The 20,745-nt window shown below is 55.6% G+C and carries 23 protein-coding genes; 15 read left to right on the top strand and 8 right to left on the bottom strand.

What is annotated here, in order from left to right; translation table 11 throughout:
• Positions 1 to 8: 8 nt before the first annotated feature.
• The 3 genes from RCA23_RS07160 to RCA23_RS07150 are packed head-to-tail and all read right to left on the bottom strand — an operon-like array spanning position 9 to position 2,106.
• Positions 9 to 1,037: a hotdog family protein gene (locus tag RCA23_RS07160; protein WP_044049735.1), complete on the bottom strand. Its 1,029-nt coding sequence runs from the start codon at positions 1,035 to 1,037 to the stop codon at positions 9 to 11.
• Complete coding sequence (locus RCA23_RS07155) at positions 1,034 to 1,237, bottom strand: DUF1737 domain-containing protein (RefSeq protein WP_044049734.1); 204 nt, start codon at positions 1,235 to 1,237, stop codon at positions 1,034 to 1,036. The genes RCA23_RS07160 and RCA23_RS07155 overlap by 4 nt, the downstream gene beginning before the upstream one ends.
• On the bottom strand, positions 1,234 to 2,106 hold the full coding sequence (locus tag RCA23_RS07150) for an aldolase/citrate lyase family protein (RefSeq protein ID WP_044049733.1): 873 nt from the start codon (positions 2,104 to 2,106) through the stop codon (positions 1,234 to 1,236). The genes RCA23_RS07155 and RCA23_RS07150 overlap by 4 nt, the downstream gene beginning before the upstream one ends.
• A gap of 201 nt (positions 2,107 to 2,307) precedes the next feature.
• On the opposite strand from RCA23_RS07150, the gene mdh reads away from it, so the two are divergent.
• Both mdh and RCA23_RS07135 read left to right on the top strand, forming a co-directional pair.
• Complete coding sequence (gene mdh, locus RCA23_RS07140; protein ID WP_044049731.1) at positions 2,308 to 3,270, top strand: malate dehydrogenase; 963 nt, start codon at positions 2,308 to 2,310, stop codon at positions 3,268 to 3,270.
• Positions 3,271 to 3,613: 343 nt separating this feature from the next.
• On the top strand, positions 3,614 to 4,432 hold the full coding sequence (locus tag RCA23_RS07135) for a hypothetical protein (RefSeq protein ID WP_044049730.1): 819 nt from the start codon (positions 3,614 to 3,616) through the stop codon (positions 4,430 to 4,432).
• Between the two features lie 33 nt (positions 4,433 to 4,465).
• On the opposite strand, the gene RCA23_RS07130 is transcribed toward RCA23_RS07135, so the two are convergent.
• Positions 4,466 to 4,687 carry a DUF1127 domain-containing protein gene (locus RCA23_RS07130; RefSeq protein ID WP_044049729.1) on the bottom strand — a complete coding sequence of 74 codons (222 nt, stop codon included), beginning with the start codon at positions 4,685 to 4,687 and terminating at the stop codon, positions 4,466 to 4,468.
• A 110-nt stretch (positions 4,688 to 4,797) separates the two neighbouring features.
• A complete protein-coding gene (locus tag RCA23_RS07125) occupies positions 4,798 to 5,139 on the bottom strand; it encodes a hypothetical protein (protein ID WP_169701365.1) in 342 nt (113 codons plus the stop codon).
• 108 nt (positions 5,140 to 5,247) lie between these two features.
• Here RCA23_RS07125 and pyrC point away from each other — a divergent pair, with 108 nt between their 5' ends.
• From pyrC to RCA23_RS07060, 13 genes are all read left to right on the top strand, one after another.
• Complete coding sequence (gene pyrC, locus RCA23_RS07120; protein WP_044049727.1) at positions 5,248 to 6,288, top strand: dihydroorotase; 1,041 nt, start codon at positions 5,248 to 5,250, stop codon at positions 6,286 to 6,288.
• A gap of 26 nt (positions 6,289 to 6,314) precedes the next feature.
• Entirely contained in the window at positions 6,315 to 6,992 is a 678-nt protein-coding gene (locus RCA23_RS07115) for an orotate phosphoribosyltransferase (protein ID WP_044049726.1), read from the top strand.
• A 233-nt stretch (positions 6,993 to 7,225) separates the two neighbouring features.
• Entirely contained in the window at positions 7,226 to 8,716 is a 1,491-nt protein-coding gene (locus RCA23_RS07110) for a replicative DNA helicase (RefSeq protein WP_044049725.1), read from the top strand.
• 81 nt (positions 8,717 to 8,797) lie between these two features.
• A complete protein-coding gene (alr, locus tag RCA23_RS07105) occupies positions 8,798 to 9,841 on the top strand; it encodes an alanine racemase (protein ID WP_044049724.1) in 1,044 nt (347 codons plus the stop codon).
• A gap of 8 nt (positions 9,842 to 9,849) precedes the next feature.
• Positions 9,850 to 10,626 carry an ABC transporter permease gene (locus RCA23_RS07100; RefSeq protein WP_044051374.1) on the top strand — a complete coding sequence of 259 codons (777 nt, stop codon included), beginning with the start codon at positions 9,850 to 9,852 and terminating at the stop codon, positions 10,624 to 10,626.
• Positions 10,623 to 11,369, top strand: a complete 747-nt coding sequence (locus tag RCA23_RS07095; protein ID WP_044049723.1) for an ABC transporter ATP-binding protein — start codon at positions 10,623 to 10,625, stop codon at positions 11,367 to 11,369. Before RCA23_RS07100 ends, RCA23_RS07095 begins: the two co-directional genes overlap by 4 nt.
• Positions 11,370 to 11,446: 77 nt before the next feature.
• Complete coding sequence (gene radA / locus RCA23_RS07090; RefSeq protein WP_044049722.1) at positions 11,447 to 12,805, top strand: DNA repair protein RadA; 1,359 nt, start codon at positions 11,447 to 11,449, stop codon at positions 12,803 to 12,805.
• 23 nt (positions 12,806 to 12,828) lie between these two features.
• Positions 12,829 to 13,383, top strand: a complete 555-nt coding sequence (locus tag RCA23_RS07085; RefSeq protein WP_044049721.1) for a CvpA family protein — start codon at positions 12,829 to 12,831, stop codon at positions 13,381 to 13,383.
• Positions 13,384 to 13,569: 186 nt separating this feature from the next.
• Positions 13,570 to 15,018 carry an amidophosphoribosyltransferase gene (gene purF / locus RCA23_RS07080; protein ID WP_044049720.1) on the top strand — a complete coding sequence of 483 codons (1,449 nt, stop codon included), beginning with the start codon at positions 13,570 to 13,572 and terminating at the stop codon, positions 15,016 to 15,018.
• A 46-nt stretch (positions 15,019 to 15,064) separates the two neighbouring features.
• The gene (locus RCA23_RS07075; RefSeq protein ID WP_044049719.1) at positions 15,065 to 15,718 is read left to right on the top strand and encodes an SDR family NAD(P)-dependent oxidoreductase; all 654 of its coding nucleotides are present in this window, start codon (positions 15,065 to 15,067) and stop codon (positions 15,716 to 15,718) included.
• 90 nt (positions 15,719 to 15,808) lie between these two features.
• Positions 15,809 to 16,591, top strand: coding sequence for a 5'/3'-nucleotidase SurE (gene surE, locus RCA23_RS07070; RefSeq protein ID WP_044049718.1), 783 nt, complete (start codon positions 15,809 to 15,811; stop codon positions 16,589 to 16,591).
• Between the two features lie 3 nt (positions 16,592 to 16,594).
• Complete coding sequence (locus tag RCA23_RS07065; protein WP_044049717.1) at positions 16,595 to 17,242, top strand: protein-L-isoaspartate(D-aspartate) O-methyltransferase; 648 nt, start codon at positions 16,595 to 16,597, stop codon at positions 17,240 to 17,242.
• 38 nt (positions 17,243 to 17,280) lie between these two features.
• A complete protein-coding gene (locus tag RCA23_RS07060; protein WP_044049716.1) occupies positions 17,281 to 18,414 on the top strand; it encodes a peptidoglycan DD-metalloendopeptidase family protein in 1,134 nt (377 codons plus the stop codon).
• 18 nt (positions 18,415 to 18,432) lie between these two features.
• On the opposite strand, the gene RCA23_RS07055 is transcribed toward RCA23_RS07060, so the two are convergent.
• Genes RCA23_RS07055 through tatB form a run of 3 tightly spaced genes read right to left on the bottom strand, consistent with a single transcriptional unit; the run spans position 18,433 to position 20,728 of the window.
• Positions 18,433 to 19,272, bottom strand: a complete 840-nt coding sequence (locus RCA23_RS07055; RefSeq protein WP_044049715.1) for an ATP-binding protein — start codon at positions 19,270 to 19,272, stop codon at positions 18,433 to 18,435.
• Positions 19,269 to 20,159, bottom strand: a complete 891-nt coding sequence (gene tatC, locus RCA23_RS07050; RefSeq protein WP_044049714.1) for a twin-arginine translocase subunit TatC — start codon at positions 20,157 to 20,159, stop codon at positions 19,269 to 19,271. Before tatC ends, RCA23_RS07055 begins: the two co-directional genes overlap by 4 nt.
• Positions 20,156 to 20,728 carry a Sec-independent protein translocase protein TatB gene (gene tatB, locus RCA23_RS07045; protein WP_044049713.1) on the bottom strand — a complete coding sequence of 191 codons (573 nt, stop codon included), beginning with the start codon at positions 20,726 to 20,728 and terminating at the stop codon, positions 20,156 to 20,158. Before tatB ends, tatC begins: the two co-directional genes overlap by 4 nt.
• Positions 20,729 to 20,745: the final 17 nt, after the last annotated feature.

The raw sequence follows: 20,745 nt of genomic DNA, 5'->3' as shown, positions 1-20,745 counted from the left end.
CAAAACGCTTACCGCGGGATAAAGGCCCAATAGTCGAGATCCAGCAACACATTGCTATGATACTTTCCGTCATCCCCGCGCAGATGGGGCGTCGAACCCTTCTGCGCCACCAACCGCAAACGCAACGCACCAACGGAGGGATCACGAGTTTCCGCCTTGTCCAGCACCTCACTCCAAGCGCGCAGCGTGTCCCCCGCAAAACATGGATTGGCATGGGCTCCCCCATTGATCGCCGCCAGCATTTGCACATTGCCCAGGCCATTGAAGGACAATGCCCGCGCCATGGAGATCACATGCCCGCCGTAAATCAACCGTGCACCATCCGGCCGGGCGGTGGCATCGAAATGGACTTTCGCCGTATTTTGCCACAAGCGCGTGGCCATCATATGCTCGGCTTCCGACAGGGTGACCCCATCAACGTGGTCGATCACCTCGCCAATATTATAGTCGCTATAGAGATAGGAACTTCCTGCTAAACCAGTATCATATCCGGCAAAGCTCAACCCATCGGGCACGATCAACTCCGATGCTAACACAGCCTTCTCAAGCTCCGGCACAACGGTTTGTGGTGCAGGGGCCGCTTCGTCCCTCTTGCGCACCATGACCCAACGCACGAAAGATATCACCATCTCATCTGCCTGGTTGAACCCTTCACTGCGCACCCAAACCACGCCGGTTTTGCCGCTTGAGTTTTGCTTCAAACCAATCACGGTAGAGCGCGCGCGCAGCGTATCGCCGGGATAAACAGGCCGCAGCCAGCGCGCCTCCGCATAGCCCAAATTGGCCACGGCGTTTAATGAGATATCCGGCACCGTTTTGCCAAAAACCACATGAAACGCGATGAGATCATCCAGCGGGCTTTGAGGCAGGCCGCAGCTTTGCGCAAAACTATCGGAGGAATAGAGCGCGTGGCGCGCCGGATAAAGCGCATGATAGAGCGCGCGTTCACCGCCCCCCACCGTCCGCGGGACTGCATGATCTATGACCTGTCCGACACAATAATCCTCAAAAAACAACCCTGCATTGGTCTTCATTATTGCGCTCCCAGTTTCATCTCAGGGCTATACGCCCCTTCAATCTCCTTCACGACCGCCTGGCCGCAGCGCATGACTCCAACGGTTGCATCATGGGCATAGGTCGGATCGCCATAAAGCTCCCATCCTTTGGACAGGGCTTCGGTCACTTTATGGCAAAACTGAGACGAATCGTCGTCGGTCAAAAATCTGTAAATCTTCACGCCTGGCCCTCCAGTGTTGCAATCATTGCAGCCTTGGCCAAAGTGGCCCGGGCCGTTTCAATATGCAAATTCTCCACTATCTTACCATCCACAACCGCAACGCCGAGCCCCTCCGCTGTGGCCACCTCAAAGGCTGCGATTTGTCGCTCAGACAGATCAATCTCCTCATCCATGGGCGCAAAGACCCGATTGGCAATGGCCACCTGTGCCGGGTGGATCAAGGTTTTGCCGTCAAATCCCATATCACGCCCTTGAGAGGCCTCAACTTGCAGACCTGCCTCATCCTTAAAGGCATTATAGACCCCGTCCACAATGACAATTCCAGCCGCTTTTGCAGCCAAGACACAGTGGCCTAAAGCGGCAAGCAAAGGCGCGCGCGCCGGATCAAATCTCGTGTTGAGATCCTTGGCCAGATCATTGGTGCCCATCACCATGCCCCCCATCCGCGGCGCATCGGCAATCTCGGCCGCATTCAAGATGCCGCGCGGAGTTTCCATCATTGCCCAGATTTGGGTGTTCTCAAAGCCTTCATGCCGGTCCATCACCGCGCCCAGCTCGGCAATCATCTGGGCATTATCAACCTTGGGCAATAACACCGCCTCGGGTCGGACTTCGGCAATCGCCGCGATGTCCTCGGCAGCCCAGGGGGTATCGAGCCCATTAATGCGAATGATTTGGCTGCGGGACCCATAGCCCCCTTCCAAAAGATGCGCCACCAAAACTGCCCGAGCGGAGGCTTTTTCTTCCAGCGCCACGGCGTCTTCCAAGTCGAAAATTATCGAATCCACAGGCATGGTTCGCGCTTTGTCGAGCGCACGCGCCCGGCTGCCGGGGATATAGAGAACAGAACGATAGGGACGTAGAGTCATTTTTGGCCTCGCAACAATGTTGCGCATAACTGCCACCAATCGCAGTTAAAATTCAAGTGCATTTTGCCGCATTGCAGCAAAAATGCCCGATCGCCCGAAAGCGAACCCTCGCCACCCTGCAAGTTTGCGACGATGTTCCCTTGGCACGCCGCCCATTTGGGTGTAACCGATCTTGCAAATTCACATTTGAGGAAGATACCCATGGCACGACCCAAAATTGCTCTCATTGGCTCCGGTATGATCGGTGGCACATTGGCTCATTTGGCCGCCCTAAAAGAACTGGGCGACATTGTGTTGTTCGATATTGCCGAAGGCATGCCCGAGGGCAAAGCCTTGGATATCGCACAATCTGGCCCGTCCGAAGGCTTTGATGCGGCCATGTCAGGCACGCAATCCTATGCCGATATTGCCGGCGCCGATGTCTGTATTGTAACGGCTGGTGTGCCGCGCAAACCTGGTATGAGCCGCGATGACCTTCTCGGAATCAACCTCAAAGTGATGAAATCCGTGGGGGAAGGCATCCGCGATCATGCGCCCAATGCCTTTGTAATCTGCATCACCAACCCGCTCGACGCGATGGTCTGGGCGCTGCGCGAATTCTCTGGCCTGCCGCATAATATGGTCTGCGGCATGGCGGGCGTGCTCGACAGCGCGCGGTTCCGGCACTTCTTGAGCCTTGAGTTCAATGTCTCCATGCGCGACGTCACGGCCTTTGTGCTGGGCGGTCATGGCGACACGATGGTGCCTTTGGCCCGCTACTCCACCGTCGGCGGCATCCCCCTGCCCGACCTCGTGCGCATGGGCTGGACCACGCAAGACAAGCTCGACGCAATCATCCAGCGCACCCGTGATGGCGGCGCGGAAATCGTCGGATTGCTCAAAACCGGGTCGGCCTATTACGCACCGGCCACATCAGCCATTGAAATGGCCGAAGCCTATCTGCGCGATCAAAAGCGTGTCCTGCCCTGCGCGGCCTATGTGGATGGCGCCTTGGGCCTAAAGGGCATGTATGTGGGCGTGCCGACCGTCATCGGCGGCGGCGGTGTTGAGCGCATCATCGACATTCAAATGAACAAAGATGAGCAGGCGATGTTCGACAAATCCGTCGACGCAGTCAAAGGCTTGGTGGCCGCGTGCAAAGCAATCGACGCAAGCCTGACTTAAGAGCTATCGCCACCGCAAAGGCGGCGCGCACAAACTTGAAAACTCCTCGCCCCGGCGGGGAGTTTTTGCTTTTCCCCTGACAGCAGCTGCAAACCACCCTCGGCAAGGCTGCGGGTCGATGATTTTTTTCGCCATTAAAGACCTCTGCATACCCGAGCCGCCAAGCCAAATGACTTTGCCCGGTGGCCACACCGGGCTGCGCCTGCCTGCACCCCGGCAGGCGCATTCACCATCGCAATATAACAGCACTCACCATTATGGCAGATATATCAACAATCTAGCTTGCAAAATACGTCTAGATTTCTAAACATCCGCATATTGCCCATTTTTGATCTTGGTTATTATGACGGATTTTTTTGCCCAAAGCCTGCAAGCCTTTCAAGAGCGGATGCGCACCCCTTGGATCGGCAGCATCTTAATTGCCTTCCTGCTGTGGAATTGGCAGCCGCTTCTTTTTCTCGTCGCAAGCGACACCGCGCTTGTCACGCGATTTACCTATTTCGAGAGCCACACGGGTTGGTGCAGCCTCTTTGTCGGTCCCGTCATTGCGGGTTTCTTGTTTGCCGCAGCAAAGCCATGGATTTCCCTAGTCATGGACTGGCTCGGGGCGCAGGCGATACATCAGAGTAGATTACATGCCGACAGACTCGCGGAAGACCGAAGCTCCAAACGATTGGATTTTAGGGCAGAATTGTTGCAAAAGAAGGCTGAAATCGAAAACGAGATTGTCGATCATGCTATTGAAAGAAAAACGAAAATTGAAGAAGCGCAGCTGAACGAAGACGAAAAAGAACAGGTGCAACAGGACCTGGACGCGCTACAATCCACACGCGAAGAGGAAGATGTCGACCCAATTGACGAAGACCTATTAAGAACGGCCATTTTCCATCAGCTCAGTTATATGGACAAAGCGATCCTGGGTGCGCTTGCGCAACTCGACGACGGAATTGGAATAGTAACTTTATTCAAAGATGATCCAGCTTATTCAAGCTTACAAATTATTGATCCACAATCACGCGACGCCATTTGTAATCTAGCTTTTAACCCAAAAAGTGATCTCGCCAGTTTAGAACAGCATAAACTTGTGACGATTCGTCACCCTAATGTGTACAAAATAACAGATTTTGGTCGCAAAGTTGCAAGCCTATCAGAAGCGGAATGACCAGCTGAGGGGCAAGGGCTGAGGCACGGAGTCTTAGATGTAATAGGCGTCGCGGTAGACGTGGCGCACGATGTCTTGACGGGTCAACCCGCGTTGGGCCAACTCTTCATCCGACAGGGCGCAGAGAAATTCAATCTGACGCACCCGCGATTGCGCTGTGCTGATCGACACCAGAAAGTTGAGAAAGCCGCTCAACACACGGTTCAAACCCGCGGCGATGCGGTTGCCTTGTGGGACGTCTACGATAATTGCCATTTGAAAAACTCCTGTGTTTCGTTGACCTGTAGATAGGGACGATCCAAAGGGTTGTGCACTGCGAAAAACCACAATCCCGCTATGCAGCGATTGCATAGATCGGCTGGCGCCTAGCGATCCTGGGCATCTCTTTCGGCGCCGTCGATCAAAGATTTGATCGCTTTGAACAGGCGCACCCCGAAAAGCCCCAAGAGCCCGCCGAATAAGACCGTGAACGCCGAGACCATAACGCCCGAAGAAATCGCCGCGATGGCGACGCCGAGCAGCAGCAATACAAAGGTAATCGTGCGGTATTCGCCCTCATGCACCGGAAATTCATCCAAACGCGGCTGGATCAATTTGGTCAAAAATGGCTCAACAAAAGGGGTGGCGAAGCCTGCAATCACAGACAGGACAAAGGTCAACATCGGCGCATCTCCTATTTTCGTGACGAGTTTCCAAACCGTTAACATGTGTCGTGCCGCCGCGCTATACAAGAGGCGGGCGCTGGATTGAAAACGCCTGCCCTATGAGGCAAATTTGCACTGGCAGCGCCCCGCCGGCCCGGTTAAACAGCAGCCATGACAGATCGTTTGACTCTTACCCGCCCCGATGATTGGCATGTGCACCTGCGCGATGGCGATATGCTGGCAGCCGTGGCGCCAGAAACTGCGCGCGATTTTGGACGCGCCATTATCATGCCGAATCTGGTTCCGCCGGTGGTGACGGCCGCCCAAGCCGCGGCCTATCTCAGCCGCATTCTGGGCGCCCTGCCCGCTGGCTCAAATTTCCAGCCGCTGATGACGCTCTATTTGACCGAGCAAACCGACCCCGAGGACCTGGCCGCGGCCCATGCTTCTGGACTGGTGACGGCGGCCAAACTCTATCCTGCCGGGGCGACAACAAATTCCGCCAGCGGCGTGACAGATTTTGACAAGGTGCAACCGGTGCTGGAAAAGATGGCCGAGATTGGCATGCCCATGTGCGTGCATGGCGAGGTCACCGATGCAGATATCGATATTTTTGACCGCGAGGCCGTGTTCATTGACCGGGTTCTAGATCCCCTGCGCCGCCGGGTGCCGGGTCTTAAAGTGGTCATGGAGCATATCACAACTGCGGAGGCTGCGGCCTATGCCAAATCTGATCCGGGCCAGCTGGCCGCCACGATTACTACCCATCACCTGATCATCAACCGCAATCATATTCTCGCCGGTGGGATCAGGCCGCATTATTATTGCCTGCCCGTGGCCAAACGTGAAACCCATCGCCTGGCCCTACTTGAGGCCGCCACAAGTGGCAATCCGTGCTATTTTCTCGGCACCGACAGCGCCCCGCACACCGATGACGCAAAGCAAAGCGCCTGCGGATGCGCGGGTGTGTTTTCGGCCACCAATACCATGTCGTGTTTGGCGGAGGTTTTTGAGGCTGCCGCTGCGCTGGATCGGCTCGAAGGCTTCACCGCGCTGTTTGGTCCGCAGTTTTACGGCCTGGCGCCAAATGCCGATACGATCACCCTAACCAAGGGCGATCCGGTACAATTTGCCACCCATATCGACACGGGCGCCGGTCCGGTCACTCTCTTTAATCCTGGCTTTGATCTTCACTGGACCGTGACGAGCTGAGCGCATAGCAACAAAGGGCCCTGCTCATGATACCAACAAGCTATCCCGACCAACGCGAAATCGCGCGGTTGACCGCCAGAATGCTGCTGGAAATTAAAGCTGTGCATTTCAATGCAGATGAGCCCTTTGTTTTGGCCTCCGGCAAGCCCTCTCCAACCTATATTGATTGCCGCAAACTGATTTCCTTCCCGCGTATTCGCAGCACTTTGATGGATTTTCTGACCGTTACTGTTATGCGCAACGCCGGGTTTGAAGCGTTTGACAATGTGGCAGGCGGTGAGACCGCCGGCATCCCATTTGGCGCCTGGGTGGCCGAGCGCATGGCGCTCCCGATGACCTATGTGCGCAAGAAACCCAAAGGCTACGGCCGAAATGCCCGCATCGAAGGGGCCATGTCCGAAGGGCAACGGGTTTTGCTGGTCGAGGATTTGACCACCGATGGTGGATCCAAAATCTCCTTTGTCGATGCCATTCGTGAGACGGGCGCAACCTGCGCTCATACGGCCGTGATTTTCTATTACGGGATTTTCCCTCAGACTGAAAAAACCTTGGGCGATCATGGGGTGACATTGCATCATCTGTGCACCTGGTGGGATGTGCTGGCGGAAGCCCGTGCACAGGGCACATTTGACAGCAAGACCCTGCGCGAGGTGGAAATCTTTCTGAAATCTCCAGAAGAGTGGCAAGAGGCACGCGCCAAATAAGCATTTTCCGGTATAAACCTGTGGGCAAAATGTGGACAAGCTGACGGCCGATGGCGGATTTGATATGGCGCAGAGTATATCGGTGATTTCGCACCACTATATCTAGCGCAGAACCGTGAAATATGGCCATATGAGCGCGCAATCTGAGGTTTATCCACAGGTTGTGCACCGATCTGTTCTACATAGCCAAACATCCTGACTTGCAGTAAGCGTGAGGCATTGAGGAGTCGGATATGAATGAGATTGCGAATCTGCAGCCCCCAGCAAATGAGGTGGCCCCTCTTGGCGTGCCGCATTCCATTGAGGCCGAGCAACAATTGCTTGGCGCCATCCTCACAAACAACGATCTATTCGACCGCGTCGCGCAGATTTTGCGGGCAGAGCATTTTTATGACCCGGTCCATGCGCGGATATTTGAGACCGCCGCAGCGCGTATTGCCAAAAACAATCTGGCAAGCCCCGTCACTTTGAAGGCCTTTTTGGAAGATGATGCCGGGCTGGCAGAATTAGGCGGGCCCGCCTATTTGATGCGACTCGCGGGCGCGGCAATATCCTCCTTTGCCGTGCGCGATTATGCCGAAATGATCTACGATCTGGCCATCCGCCGCGAGTTGATCGAGGTGGGCAATGATATCGCGGCGAAGGCGGCCCGTGTGGATGTGCAAAGCGAACCTAAAGAGCAAATCGTTGAAGCCGAACAAAAGCTCTATGCTTTGGCCGAGCAGGGCCAGACTGAGCAAGGCTTTCAATCCTTTCTGACCGCCGTCACCGATGCGGTCAAAGTCGCCAATGCCGCCTATCAACGCGAAGGCGGTCTTGCGGGCGTGTCGACCGGGCTGATTGATATGGACAAAAAACTGGGCGGGCTGCATCGGTCAGATCTTTTGATCTTGGCTGGCCGCCCCTCAATGGGCAAAACCTCACTGGCCACCAATATCGCCTTCAACATCGCACGGGCCTATAAAAAGGGCATCACCACCTCTGGCGAAGAGGGTGCGGTCGACGGCGGGGTTGTTGGCTTTTTCAGCCTAGAAATGTCAGCCGAACAGCTTGCATCGCGTATTTTATCCGAGGTGGCAGAAATCCCCTCAAATCAAATTCGCCGGGGCGACTTTACCGAAAGCGAGTTTCGCCGAATTGTCGATGCGGCCAAAGAGCTGGAGGCGGCGCCTTTGTTCATTGATGATACCCCGGCCCTGCCGATCAGCCAGCTGGCCGCCCGCGCACGCCGTTTGAAGCGAACCCATGGGCTGGACGCATTATTTGTGGATTATCTTCAACTGGTCCGCGGCACTGGACGGTCAGAAAACCGGGTGAATGAGATTTCCGAGATCACTATGGGCCTCAAAGCCATCGCCAAAGAGCTTGATATTCCAGTGGTTGCCCTTTCACAGCTCTCGCGTCAGGTGGAAAACCGTGAAGACAAGCGGCCACAATTGTCCGATCTGCGCGAATCTGGCTCGATTGAGCAAGATGCGGATGTGGTGATGTTTGTGTTCCGCGAGGAATATTACAAAGAGCGCGAAAAACCGGGTGATCATGAGCTGGACAAAATGGGCCAATGGCAAGAAGAGATGGAGCGCCTACATGGCAAGGCCGAGGTGGTCATCGGAAAGCAACGGCATGGGCCAATTGGCACAGTCGAGTTGAGTTTTGAAGGGCAGTTCACCCGCTTTGGCAATCTCGTCAAACCATGGCAACAATCGCTTGAGGATGAATTCTAGAGCATCAGTCGATTGACCCTCTGCCCAATTCGGCGCATAAAATCCCCGTGAAATCTATAAATAGCAGGACCGAAGCGCCCCATGAGCACAGGAAATTTAACGATTAATCTGAAGGGGATCACCAACAATTGGTCCACTTTGGATCGCATGTCTGCCGAAAATGTTGAAACGGCCGCTGTGGTCAAAGCCGATGGCTATGGTCTGGATTCCGGGCGGGTTGCACGCACGCTCTATCCTGCGGGGGTGCGACATTTCTTTGTGGCCGCCGCAGAAGAGGCCTCGGCAATTCGCCGTGAATTGGGCGATAATGTGACTATTTATGTATTCTCTGGGCACATGCGGGGCGATACGGACATGATCCATGATCTGCATCTCGTGCCCTTGCTTAACTCTTTCGACCAGCTGACGCGCCATTTGGAAGCCCTTCCCGGCCATGCCTTTGGCGTCCAACTTGACACCGGCATGAACCGCTTGGGCATGGAGGCCTCGGAATGGGAGGCGGTACGGGATTTGGTGGTTGGATTAAACCCAAGTTTGGTCATGAGTCACCTGGCCTGTGCCGATGAACCCGATCATCCGATGAACCGGCAACAATTGGCGCAATTTTGCGCAATGACCGATGGCTTGGGCTTGAAACGCTCGCTGGCCGCGACGGGCGGGATACTACTGGGACCGGAGTATCATTTTGACATGACCCGCCCGGGTATCGGCCTTTATGGCGGCGCGCCCTATGCTCACGCCGAATCTGTGGTGCATTTGTCTTTGCCGGTGATTCAAATCCGCGATGTCGCGGAAGGGGAAACCGTGGGCTATGGCAACAGTTGGAGCGCCAGTGCCCCTGCCCGGATCGCAACTGTCGCCGCCGGCTATGCCGATGGGCTGCTGCGCGCCCTGTCCAATAACGCGTCACTGTGGCACGAGGGCCAGGCCTGCCCCATCGTCGGACGGGTCTCAATGGATATGATTGGCGTGGATGTCACAGCCTTGCCACAATTGCCCGAGACTTTGGATATCCTGTGTCCCTATCAATCGGTGGATGAATTGGCAGATAAAGCCGGGACGATCGGTTATGAAATTCTCACATCGCTGGGCGCTCGCTATGCGCGGCGTTATGTGAATCAGTGAGCGCGCAGATGATCTTGATTGTCCGTGCGCTGGGGCGCTTATGCATCGATGCGATTTCCGCTTTGGGCCGTTTGGTGCTCTTTGCGCTGGCCACCCTGTCCCATGTCTTTCGCCCGCCATTTTATCTGCGCGAATTTTTCACCGCGCTGTTGAATGTTGGCTACCTGTCCCTGCCCGTCGTCGGCCTGACCGCCCTGTTCACGGGGGCGGCTTTGGCTTTGCAAATTTACTCCGGCGGGTCGCGCTTCAACGCTCCTGAGGTTGTGCCGCAAATTGTTGCCATTGGCATGGTGCGCGAATTGGGACCGGTTTTGGTGGGGTTGATGATTGCTGCGCGTGTCACAAGTTCCATCGCCGCTGAAATGGCCACGATGAAAGTCACGGAACAAATTGATGCGCTTGTCACCCTGTCCACCGCCCCAATGAAATATTTGGTGATGCCGCGGGTCTTGGCTGGGCTCATGGCGGGGCCCGTCTTGGTCGCCGTGGCCGATAGCATCGGCATTTTTGGCGGTTTTATCGTCGCCACACAAACCCTAGGCTTTAACCCCGCCACCTATATTTTAAACACGATGAACTTCCTAACCTCTGCCGATATCCTCTCCTCAATGGCCAAGGGCATGGCCTTTGGATTTATCGCCACATTGATGGGATGCTATTATGGGCTGAACTCGGGCCGCGGCGCGCAGGGCGTGGGCGCGGCAACCAAAGCTTCCGTGCAAGCGGCAGCGGTTTTGATTTTGGCGGCAAATTTCCTGCTCACAGCGGTATTCTTTACAGCATGATAACCTTTGAAAACATACATAAATCCTTTGGCTCCAATCATGTGCTGCGTGGGGTGAATTTAACCGTCGAGCGCGGCGAAAGCATGGTGATCATCGGTGGTTCGGGCACCGGAAAATCTGTTTTGATCAAAACGGTTTTGGGCCTAGTCGAACCCGATAGCGGACGCATTTTGGTTGATGGCCAAGATGTCACCCAAGTCAAACGAGACGCCTTTCTGAGCCGCTTTGGCATGCTGTTTCAAGGCGGTGCGCTGTTCGATTCGATGCCGGTCTGGCAAAATGTGGCCTTTCGGCTTCAGCGCGGCGCGCTCAAACGACCCCTGGCAGAGGCCCGCGAAATTGCCATCGAAAAATTGCGCCGCGTGGGTCTGGCGCCGGACGTGGCAGATCGTTTTCCGGCCGAGCTCTCAGGCGGCATGCAAAAACGTGTCAGCCTTGCGAGAGCCATTGCCGCCGAACCAGAAATTATTTTCTTTGATGAACCCACCACCGGGCTCGACCCCATTATGTCCGATGTCATCAACGAATTGATCCGCGAAATCGTCGTGGAGATGGGCGTGACGGCCATGACCATAACGCATGACATGACCTCTGTGCACACCATCGCCGATAAAGTGGCCATGCTGCATCGCGGGACCATTCAATGGAGCGGTCGTCAGACAGATATGGCGCAAAGCGGCGATCCCTATGTGGAGCAATTTGTGAATGGTCGCGCCGAAGGTCCAATTGAGACCCTGCGTTAATCCGTAACTTTCAACATTTTCAGGCTTACTTTATCGGCAGCACCCTATATCTCAAGGCCAGATGAAAAGGACACCACATGGCCAAAGCGACATTCACCTGCAGCAAATGCGGCGCGTCTCATAGCAAATGGGCCGGTCAATGCGACAGCTGCATGGAGTGGAACACTCTGGTGGACCAAGGTCCGCTCTCGGCCGGTCCAGGCAAAACCCTTGGCGGCAAACGGGGCCGGACCATCACGCTGACCGATCTGGCCACGGTGGAAGAACCGCCCGCGCGCACCATGGCTGGCGTGGCAGAATTGGACCGGGTTTTGGGAGGCGGATTGGTCAAGGCCAGCGCGCTCTTGGTCGGTGGGGATCCTGGGATCGGCAAATCCACTCTGTTGCTGCAGGCCGCCGCACGTTTCGCCCGCAATGGTTTGAAGGTCATTTACATCTCTGGCGAGGAAGCCACGGCGCAGGTGCGCATGCGCGCCCAACGCCTTGGTCTTAGCGAAAGCCCTGTGATCCTCGCCGCTGAGACCAATCTGCGCGATATTCTGACCACCTTGGATGCTGAAAAGCCCGATTTGGTCATCATCGATTCCATTCAAACCATGTGGGCCGATCACATCGAAGCGGCCCCCGGCTCGGTTAGCCAAGTAAGATCCTCTGCCCATGAGCTGACCAGCTATGCCAAACGCAAGGGCGTGGCGGTGATTATGGTCGGGCATGTCACCAAAGACGGGCAAATCGCCGGGCCACGGGTAGTGGAGCATATGGTCGATACGGTTTTATATTTCGAAGGCGAGCGCAATCATCAGTTTCGCCTGCTGCGCGCCGTGAAAAACCGCTTCGGGCCGGCCGATGAAATTGGTGTTTTTGAGATGACCGGCAAGGGTTTGGTCGAAGTCAAAAACCCCTCTGCTCTCTTTTTGTCCGAACGCGGTAAGACAACAGCAGGCTCCGCGGTCTTTGCCGGGATAGAGGGCACGCGCCCAGTCCTCTGCGAGTTTCAAGCCCTTGTCGCCCCCTCGCCGCACGGGCAGGCGCGACGCTCCGTTGTTGGCTGGGATGGGCAAAGGCTGGCGATGATTCTTGCCGTATTGGAAGCCCGCTGCGGCATCCCCTTCACCGGTCTAGATGTCTACTTAAATGTGGCCGGAGGTATGCGTGTCACAGAACCGGCGGCTGACCTGGCCGTGGCCGCAGCCTTAATTTCCGCCCGTGAAGACGCAGCTTTGCCAAGAGATGCCGTTATTTTTGGAGAAATTTCGCTCTCAGGCGCGTTAAGACCCGTCTCACAGGCAGAAAATAGGTTGAAAGAAGCGCAGAAACTTGGTTTCTGTCAGGCGCTGGCGCCGGCCGCCAAAAAACTTGAAGATATTGCGGGAATTACATTGCGGCCAATTGATGATTTGGCTCAATTTGTTGAAGACCTGTTCGGAAGCCGCTAAACAGCGCAGAGTGGAGAAGCACAGTGGACGGTTTTACAATAGTCGACGGCGGTGTTGCGATAGCGATCGTGATGTCAGCCTTGCTGGCCTATTCTCGCGGCCTCGTGCGTGAGATTATGGCCATTGCCGGCTGGATCGCGGCGGCATTCATTGCATTTGTTTTTGCCGACATGGCGCAACCATTGGTGCGACAAATTCCTTATCTGGGCGATATGTTGGGTGACAGCTGCGAATTGTTGATTGTTGCCAGCTTTGCCATCGTATTTGCGCTGTCCTTGCTCTTGGTCTCCCTCTTCACACCGCTGTTTTCGGCCATTGTGCAACGCTCCATCTTTGGGGGCTTTGACCAAATGCTGGGCTTTTTCTTCGGGGTGGTCCGCGGTGTTGTCTTGGTGGCCGTCGGGTTTTTCATCTACTTCACCGTGATGCCGAACCAAGATATTGTGGCGCTAGAGACATCACGCTCAGCCGCAGTCTTTGAGCGCTATGTGGACGATGTTCAGGATCAAAACCCGGAAGCCGCATTGGGTTGGTTAAGAACTCAATACGATCAACTGGTTGGCGAGTGCAGCGCATAAATTCCCTTTAAAAGTCGGTAATTTTAACCGATCGCTCCAGAACGCAGGCCGTGTTTTTTTTCATTTTTATGAGAAAAACAGCGTGTTTTTCTCATTGTCAAAGTGACATGCCTGCTGTGATGGCGTAAGGCATGGGGTGTAACGTCATATACCGGAGCCTATCGCGTGACCCAACCGTTGGACCAGATGCACACAAATCCCTTTGACGACGATAAACTGCGCGAAGAATGCGGCGTATTTGGGGTGATTGGGACAGCGGATGCGGCGAATTTCACCGCCCTTGGCTTACATGCTTTGCAACATCGCGGCCAAGAGGCTGGCGGCATTGTCACCCATGATGAAACCCTCGGCTTCAATTCTGTGCGTCGCTTTGGCTATGTGCGCGACAATTTCACCAGTGCAAAAATCATGGAGCAGCTGCCGGGCGATCTGTCGATCGGACATGTGCGCTATTCGACCGCCGGATCCAAGGGCAACACGGCGATGCGCGATGTGCAGCCTTTTTTCGGTGAGTTTTCCATGGGCGGCGCGGCGATTGCGCATAATGGCAATATTACCAATGCCAATTCTCTGCGCAAAGAATTGATTGGACGCGGGTCGATTTTCCAATCCTCCTCGGACAGCGAATGCATTATTCACCTTATGGCCCGCAGCCTCCAGCAGAACATCCCGCAACGGATGGAAGATGCGTTGCGCCGCGTTGAAGGGGCGTTTTCCATCGTTGCCATGACACAAACCCAGCTGATTGGCGTGCGCGATCCATTGGGCGTGCGGCCTTTGGTCTTGGGTCAATTGGGCGATGGTTGGGTACTCAGCTCCGAAACCTGCGCTTTAGATATCACTGGCGCCGAGTTTGTGCGCGAAATTCACCCCGGCGAGATGGTGGTTATCACCGCCAATGGCGTCGAAAGCAGTTATCCTTTTCGCCCGGCGCGGCCGCGGTTTTGTGTCTTCGAGCACATCTATTTCAGCCGCCCCGACAGCATCCTTGGCGGCCGAAGCGTTTATGAAACCCGCGAGGCCATCGGCCGCGAATTGGCCAAAGAAGCGCCGGTAGAAGCCGACCTCGTTTGCCCTGTGCCCGACAGCGGCACGCCTGCGGCGATTGGATTTTCGCTTGAATCGGGCATTCCCTATGCCATGGGCATCATTCGCAATCAGTATATGGGCCGGACCTTCATTGAGCCCAGCGAGCAAATTCGCAACATGGGCGTGCGTTTGAAGCTGAATGTGAACCGGGCTTTGATCCGCGGCAAGCGGGTGATTTTGGTGGATGACAGCGTGGTGCGCGGAACCACATCGCGCAAAATTAAAGAGATGATCCTAGACGCTGGCGCCGCTGAAGTGCATTTCCGCATCGCCAGTCCGCCAACGGCTTGGCCCTGCTTTTATGGAGTAGATACGCCAGATCGCGAAAAACTATTGGCGGCGACCATGTCCGAAGAGGAGATGCGCCAACATTTGGCCGTCGACAGTTTGAAATTTATCTCGCTCAATGGGCTTTACCGCGCGGTTGGCGGCACCGACCGCGACAGCGCACAGCCGCAATATTGCGACGCGTGTTTCAGCGGCGACTATCCCGTGATCCCCTCAGATCAAATCTCCAGCGGGTTTCAAATGAAGGCCGCTGAGTAGCGCCGGGCCCTTGACCTGCTGCGCATTTGCCCCCATGACGCGCCCCATGACATATCCCATTCTCATCACTGGCGCCTCGCGTGGGCTTGGCGCAGCTTTGGCGCTTCAGCTTGCGCAGAAATTTCACATTGTCGCTGTGGCAAAGACCACGGGTGGGCTTGAAGACTTGGATGACCGCATCCAAGCCTGCGGTGGCCAAGCAACCCTCGCGCCCATTGATGTCACAGACGTGAATGCCGTGCGCCATCTGTGCCGATCGATCCATGATCGCTGGGGCGGGCTGCACCTATGGGCCCATTGCGCAATACATGCCGCCCCCCTGGCGCCGGCCAATTGCATAGATGCCCGCGATTGGGACAAATCAATCAAGCTCAACGTCACCACCACCGGCATGTTGATCCCCAATATCGCGCCCTTATTGCATCAGAGCGGAACGGCTGTTTTCTTTGACGACCCCTGCGGCGGGGAAAAATTCTTTGGCAGCTATGGCGCCACAAAATCGGCGCAGATCGCCTTGGCCAAAAGCTGGCAGGCCGAGACCGCTAAAACCGGCCCCAAAGTCGAAATCCTCACCCCCGCCCCCATGCCCACGGCCACGCGCGCGCGCTTCTATCCCGGTGAAGATCGCAGTGCCTTGAGCAGTTGCGACAGCGAAGCGGCCCGGATAATTACAGCCCTAGACCTGTTTGCCGCCGCGTAACTGCGGATATTTTTACCTTGATGGAGAAAATGCCTGGGCTGCGGGTCGATCAGGCTTGCCCGCCGCGGCACAACCTTTTAACCAAGGTCTATGCGTATACTTATCACAAATGACGACGGAATTATGGCGCCCGGCCTGCAGGTGCTGCATGATCTCGCAATCCAGCTGGCCGGCCCCGAGGGTGAGGTTTGGACAGTGGCGCCACAATCTGAGCAATCGGGTGTTGGCCATTGTATTTCTTACACGAAACCCGTGCTTGTGCATCAATATGCGGCGCGAAAGTTTGCAGTAGAAGGCTCTCCGGCCGATTGCATCCTGGCTGGGCTCAACGATCTATTGCCCCAGCGCCCGGATTTGGTTTTATCCGGCGTTAACAAAGGCAATAACTCTGCGGAAAATACCGTCTATTCCGGCACCATTGGTGCGGCGATGGAAGCGGCGCTTGCCGGGGTTCCCTCTATTGCCCTTTCGCAGTTTTACGGACCGCAAAACACGGATTTGGACAATAGTTTTGAGGCCAGTGCCGGTCACGGTGTTGCGGCCATTCAAGCTTGTCTGGATGCGGGCTTTGCGCGCGCTGAAGATTATGCATTGTTTTACAACATTAATTTTCCACCTGTTCCGTCCGCCGCAGTCTTGGGGATGAAGGCTGTTAAACAAGGGTATCGTGGTGACGGGGCCTTTGGTGCACATGCCACCAATGCGCCAAATGGCCGAAAATTCTTATTCATGCACGGCCGGCCGCAGCAAGCGCCAACACAGGATGGCACAGACGCCGCGGCGAATTTGGACGGCTATATCTCTCTCACACCCATGCGAGCAGATTTGACCGCGCATGACCAACTGGCAAACCTGGCCAGAATTTTGGGCTAAGAGATGGACCCAGCCGCCGAACGTAAAATGCAATTTTTATTCTCCCTGCGCTCGCATGGTGTGACCAACAAGCGTGTGCTCACGGCTATGGAGAAAGTCGATCGTGGCAAATATATTCGCGGAACCTTTGAAGATCGCGCCTATGAAGACACGCCGCTGCCCATTGCCTGTGGTCAGACCATCTCCCAGCCGTCCATTGTCGCTTTAATGACCGAAGCGCTGGACGTGCAACCGCGCAGTAAGGTTTTGGAAATTGGCACGGGGTCAGGTTATCAGGCGGCCATATTGAGCCAATTGGCCCGGCGGGTTTATACCGTGGATCGACACAGCCGTCTTGTCAAAGCCGCGCGCCAGGTGTTTGAGGCCGAAGACATCTCCAATATCATCGCCTTTACCGCCGATGGCAGCCGCGGGCTGCCAGAGCAAGCGCCCTTTGATCGCATCCTTTTGACCGCAGCAAGCGAAGATCCGCCCGGCCCCCTGTTGGCACAATTGCGTATAGGCGGTATCATGGTCTTGCCCGTTGGACAGTCAGATGCCGTGCAGACCTTGGTAAAGGTGACCAAAACTGAAGAGGGTTTGGACTATCAAGAGTTAAGAGCCGTGCGCTTTGTGCCGCTTCTCGAAGGTCTGGGCAAAGAAAATACCTAAGAGATCTCACAATAAGAGGTCCAGGTGAGGAGAGTATAATGGCACTTAAATTTGGTTCTAAATTTATATTATCGCTGTGTGCGGTCACGGCACTTGCAGGCTGCACAAATAGTTTTGGCTTGGATGTGCGCGATCAATTCGGCGGCATTCTCGACACAACAAATGCGGCCGAAAATGCGGTGGAGGAGCGCCCTGAGCCTGATGCACGCGGGGTCATCACATTCCCAAGCTATCAAGTTGTCCTGGCCAGAACAGGTGACCGAATTGGCGATGTCGCCGCACGCATTGGCGTCGATGCAGATCGGTTGGGCCGATTTAATGGCATCCCGCAGGAGGCGATCTTGCGCTATGGCGAAGTGATTGCCCTGCCCTCAAATATGACAGCTGTGGCAGCAGATGGCGCCCCGCTCACCCCAACCGTGGTGGACATTAGTGAATTGTCAGATGATCCAAGCGCCGGACCAAAGCCCGCAGAGCCCAAGCGCCACCGGGTCGTTGATGGTGAAACGGTCTATACAATTTCTCGACTCTATTCGGTCTCTGCCGAGGATCTCGCGAAATGGAACAGTCTTAGCCTGACCACGGCGCTGCGCCCTGGGCAGTATCTGCTGATCCCTATCACTCAAAACCGACCCACTCCAGTCAGCGCGCCGGGCGAAGGCTCGATCACCCCCACACCGCCCAGCAGCACCCGCCCACAACCGCGCGGCGAACTGCCCTCAGCTGAGGCGATGACAACGCCAGCGACCGCCGACGCCACGGCGCCTGTGACCGTGCCTGTGCCTGTGGCCAATACCGGCCCCGTAACCCAAGCCTCGCAAAGCGACGCCCGTTTCATGCGGCCAGTCAGCGGTACGATTATTCGCAGCTATAAGAAAGGGTCAAATGAGGGCGTTGATATTGGGGCCCCAGAGGGCGCGGCGGTATCTGCCGCCGATGTCGGCACCGTCGCGGCCATCACCGAAGACACAAAGGGCGTTGCTATTGTTGTCATCAAACACGCCGACAGATTGCTGACAGTCTACACAAATGTCGACAACCTATTGGTGAAGAAAGGAGATGCGGTCACGCGCGGCCAAGAGATCGCCAAGGTCCGCGCGGGAACGCCTTCATTTTTGCACTTTGAAGTGCGCAAAGGCCTCGAATCCGTCGATCCCGATGACTATATTTAGAACGCAAGACGTGGCGACCTAGACCACCACCCCATGGCGGCCGGCCAAATCTACGAAGAATTGCCAGGCCACGCGGCCCGAACGAGAGCCGCGTGTCGCCTGCCATTCGATCGCCTCTGCACGCAGCACTTCAGGGTCTACCGCGACCCCATGAGCCGCGCAGTAGCCCTCAATCATACTCAGGTACTGATCTTGATCACAAGGGTGAAAGCCTAGCCACAGCCCGAAACGGTCCGACAGGCTGACCTTTTCTTCGACGGCCTCGCCCGGATTGATGGCGCTTGATCGCTCGTTTTCGATCATATCGCGGGGCATGAGATGCCGGCGGTTTGAGGTGGCATAAAAAATCACATTGTCCGGACGCCCCGCGATGCCCCCATCCAAAACAGCTTTGAGAGACTTATAATGCTGGTCATCATGGGAAAAGGATAGATCATCACAGAACAGTAAAAAGCGATAGGGCGCGCCGCGCAGCAAGGCCAGAAGGCGCGTGACCGAGGGCAAATCTTCGCGTTGCAGCTCGACCACTTTCAACGGCAGGCCTTGCGCATTGATCTGCGCATGCACCGCTTTGACCAGAGAGGATTTTCCCATCCCTCGTGCGCCCCACAACAGCGCATTATTCGCCGACATGCCGCGCGCAAAGCGCAGGGTGTTTTCAAGCAAAACGTCCCGCGACCGGTCGATGCCGACGAGCAGATCAAGATCAACCCGAGACACTTTGGCAATCGGTTCCAACTGATCGGGGCTTGTGTGCCACAAAAACGCCTCCGCCTCGGCAAAGTCGGGAGCCTCAAGCGGGGCGGGCGACATACGCTCTAGCGCAATGGCAATTCGGATTAAAGCCGCATCACTCATGCTTGCCCCCCGGTGCCATCGTCATCCTCATCCGCAAACAAATCTTCGTCAGAGACGCCCTGCTCTTTCAAGAACGCGTTGCGTTTACGCTCCACATAGACAACCAACCAAATCGATATTTCGTAAAGCCCATAAACCACCACGAAAAGAATAATTTGAGTCACCACATCCGGTGGCGTGACGATCCCAGCGAGGATCAAAATACCAACAATAGCATATTTGCGCACAGCCCGCAGGCCCACCGCAGAGACCAAGCCCGCTTTGCCCATCAAGGTCAGCAAAACTGGCAATTGGAAGCATATGCCGAAGGCCATGATGAATTTTAAAACAATATCCAAAGTCTCGCGGACTGACCCGAGAAACCGCGTCTTCAAGGCAGTATCAGCCACTTGCACCTCAGTTCCCGTCAATAAGGCGGTCACCGTCGGCATGATATCGGCATATCCAATAAAGAAGCTGAGAGCCAGCGGACTGACAACATAATGGGCAAAAGCTGCCCCCATCAGGAAAAGAACAGGCGAGGCGATGATAAAGGGCAAAAAGGCATTTTTTTCGGCCTTATATAGGCCCGGCGCGACAAAGCGCCAAAGTTGATAGCCGATCACAGGCGAGGAGACCCCGAGGCCAAAAATCACCGATATGCGGATCAAAACAAAGAATTTTTCTTGGGGCGCCGTGAAAATCAACTGTGCGAGTTCACCGCGGCGGCGTAAAATTTCGGCAATGGGTTCAGCCAGGAAATTCAAGATATATTCCGCCACGAAGAAACAGGCGAACAGACCAACGATAAAGGCAAGCGCAGCCCGGATTAGGCATGTGCGCAGCTCTGTCAAATGTTCGATCAGAGGGGCAGAAGAATCGTCTAGGCTTTCGTCTTCGCGGCTCATGTCTCTTTACCAGGTTTTGGAGCAGCCTTTTTAGCCGCAGGTTTCTTGGGCATCGCCGACTTTTTTGCAGGCGCCGATTTTTTCGCAGCCGCCGATTTTTTCGCAGCCGCTGGTTTCTTGGCTGCCGCAGGTTTCTTAGCCGGCGCGGTTTTTTTTGCTGCCGCAGGTTTCTGGGTCTCCTGGGCCGCCGCGGCCTTTGTCACTTTTTCCGCGTCAAGGCGCTGCTGCGCTCGTTCAGCCATGGCATCATGCATTTTCTTGGCTTTTTCAGCCCGCTCTTCTGACAGTTTTCCAATTTCAGATCCCGGTACGAAATCTTTCCACTTGGTGGTCGGATCCGAGACGCTGCGCACCCCATCTTTGAGAGAGTTGACCGAGTCCATCGCGTCTTTCACGCCCGCATCATCAGCAGCGTCGTTCATCGCCCGGCTGAAATCACGGGCCATGGCCTTGGCTTTACCGACAAATTGACCAATTTTGCGAAACACGCCGGGCAATTCTTTAGGACCGATGACAATCAGCCCCACGACAGCCGCGACCAGTATCTCAGCCCATCCCAATCCAAACATCGAGACCCTTCCTTATG

Origin of the sequence: Planktomarina temperata RCA23, from assembly GCF_000738435.1 — a bacterium.
Lineage (GTDB): Bacteria > Pseudomonadota > Alphaproteobacteria > Rhodobacterales > Rhodobacteraceae > Planktomarina > Planktomarina temperata.
This window is presented reverse-complemented; position numbering and strand designations above follow the sequence as displayed.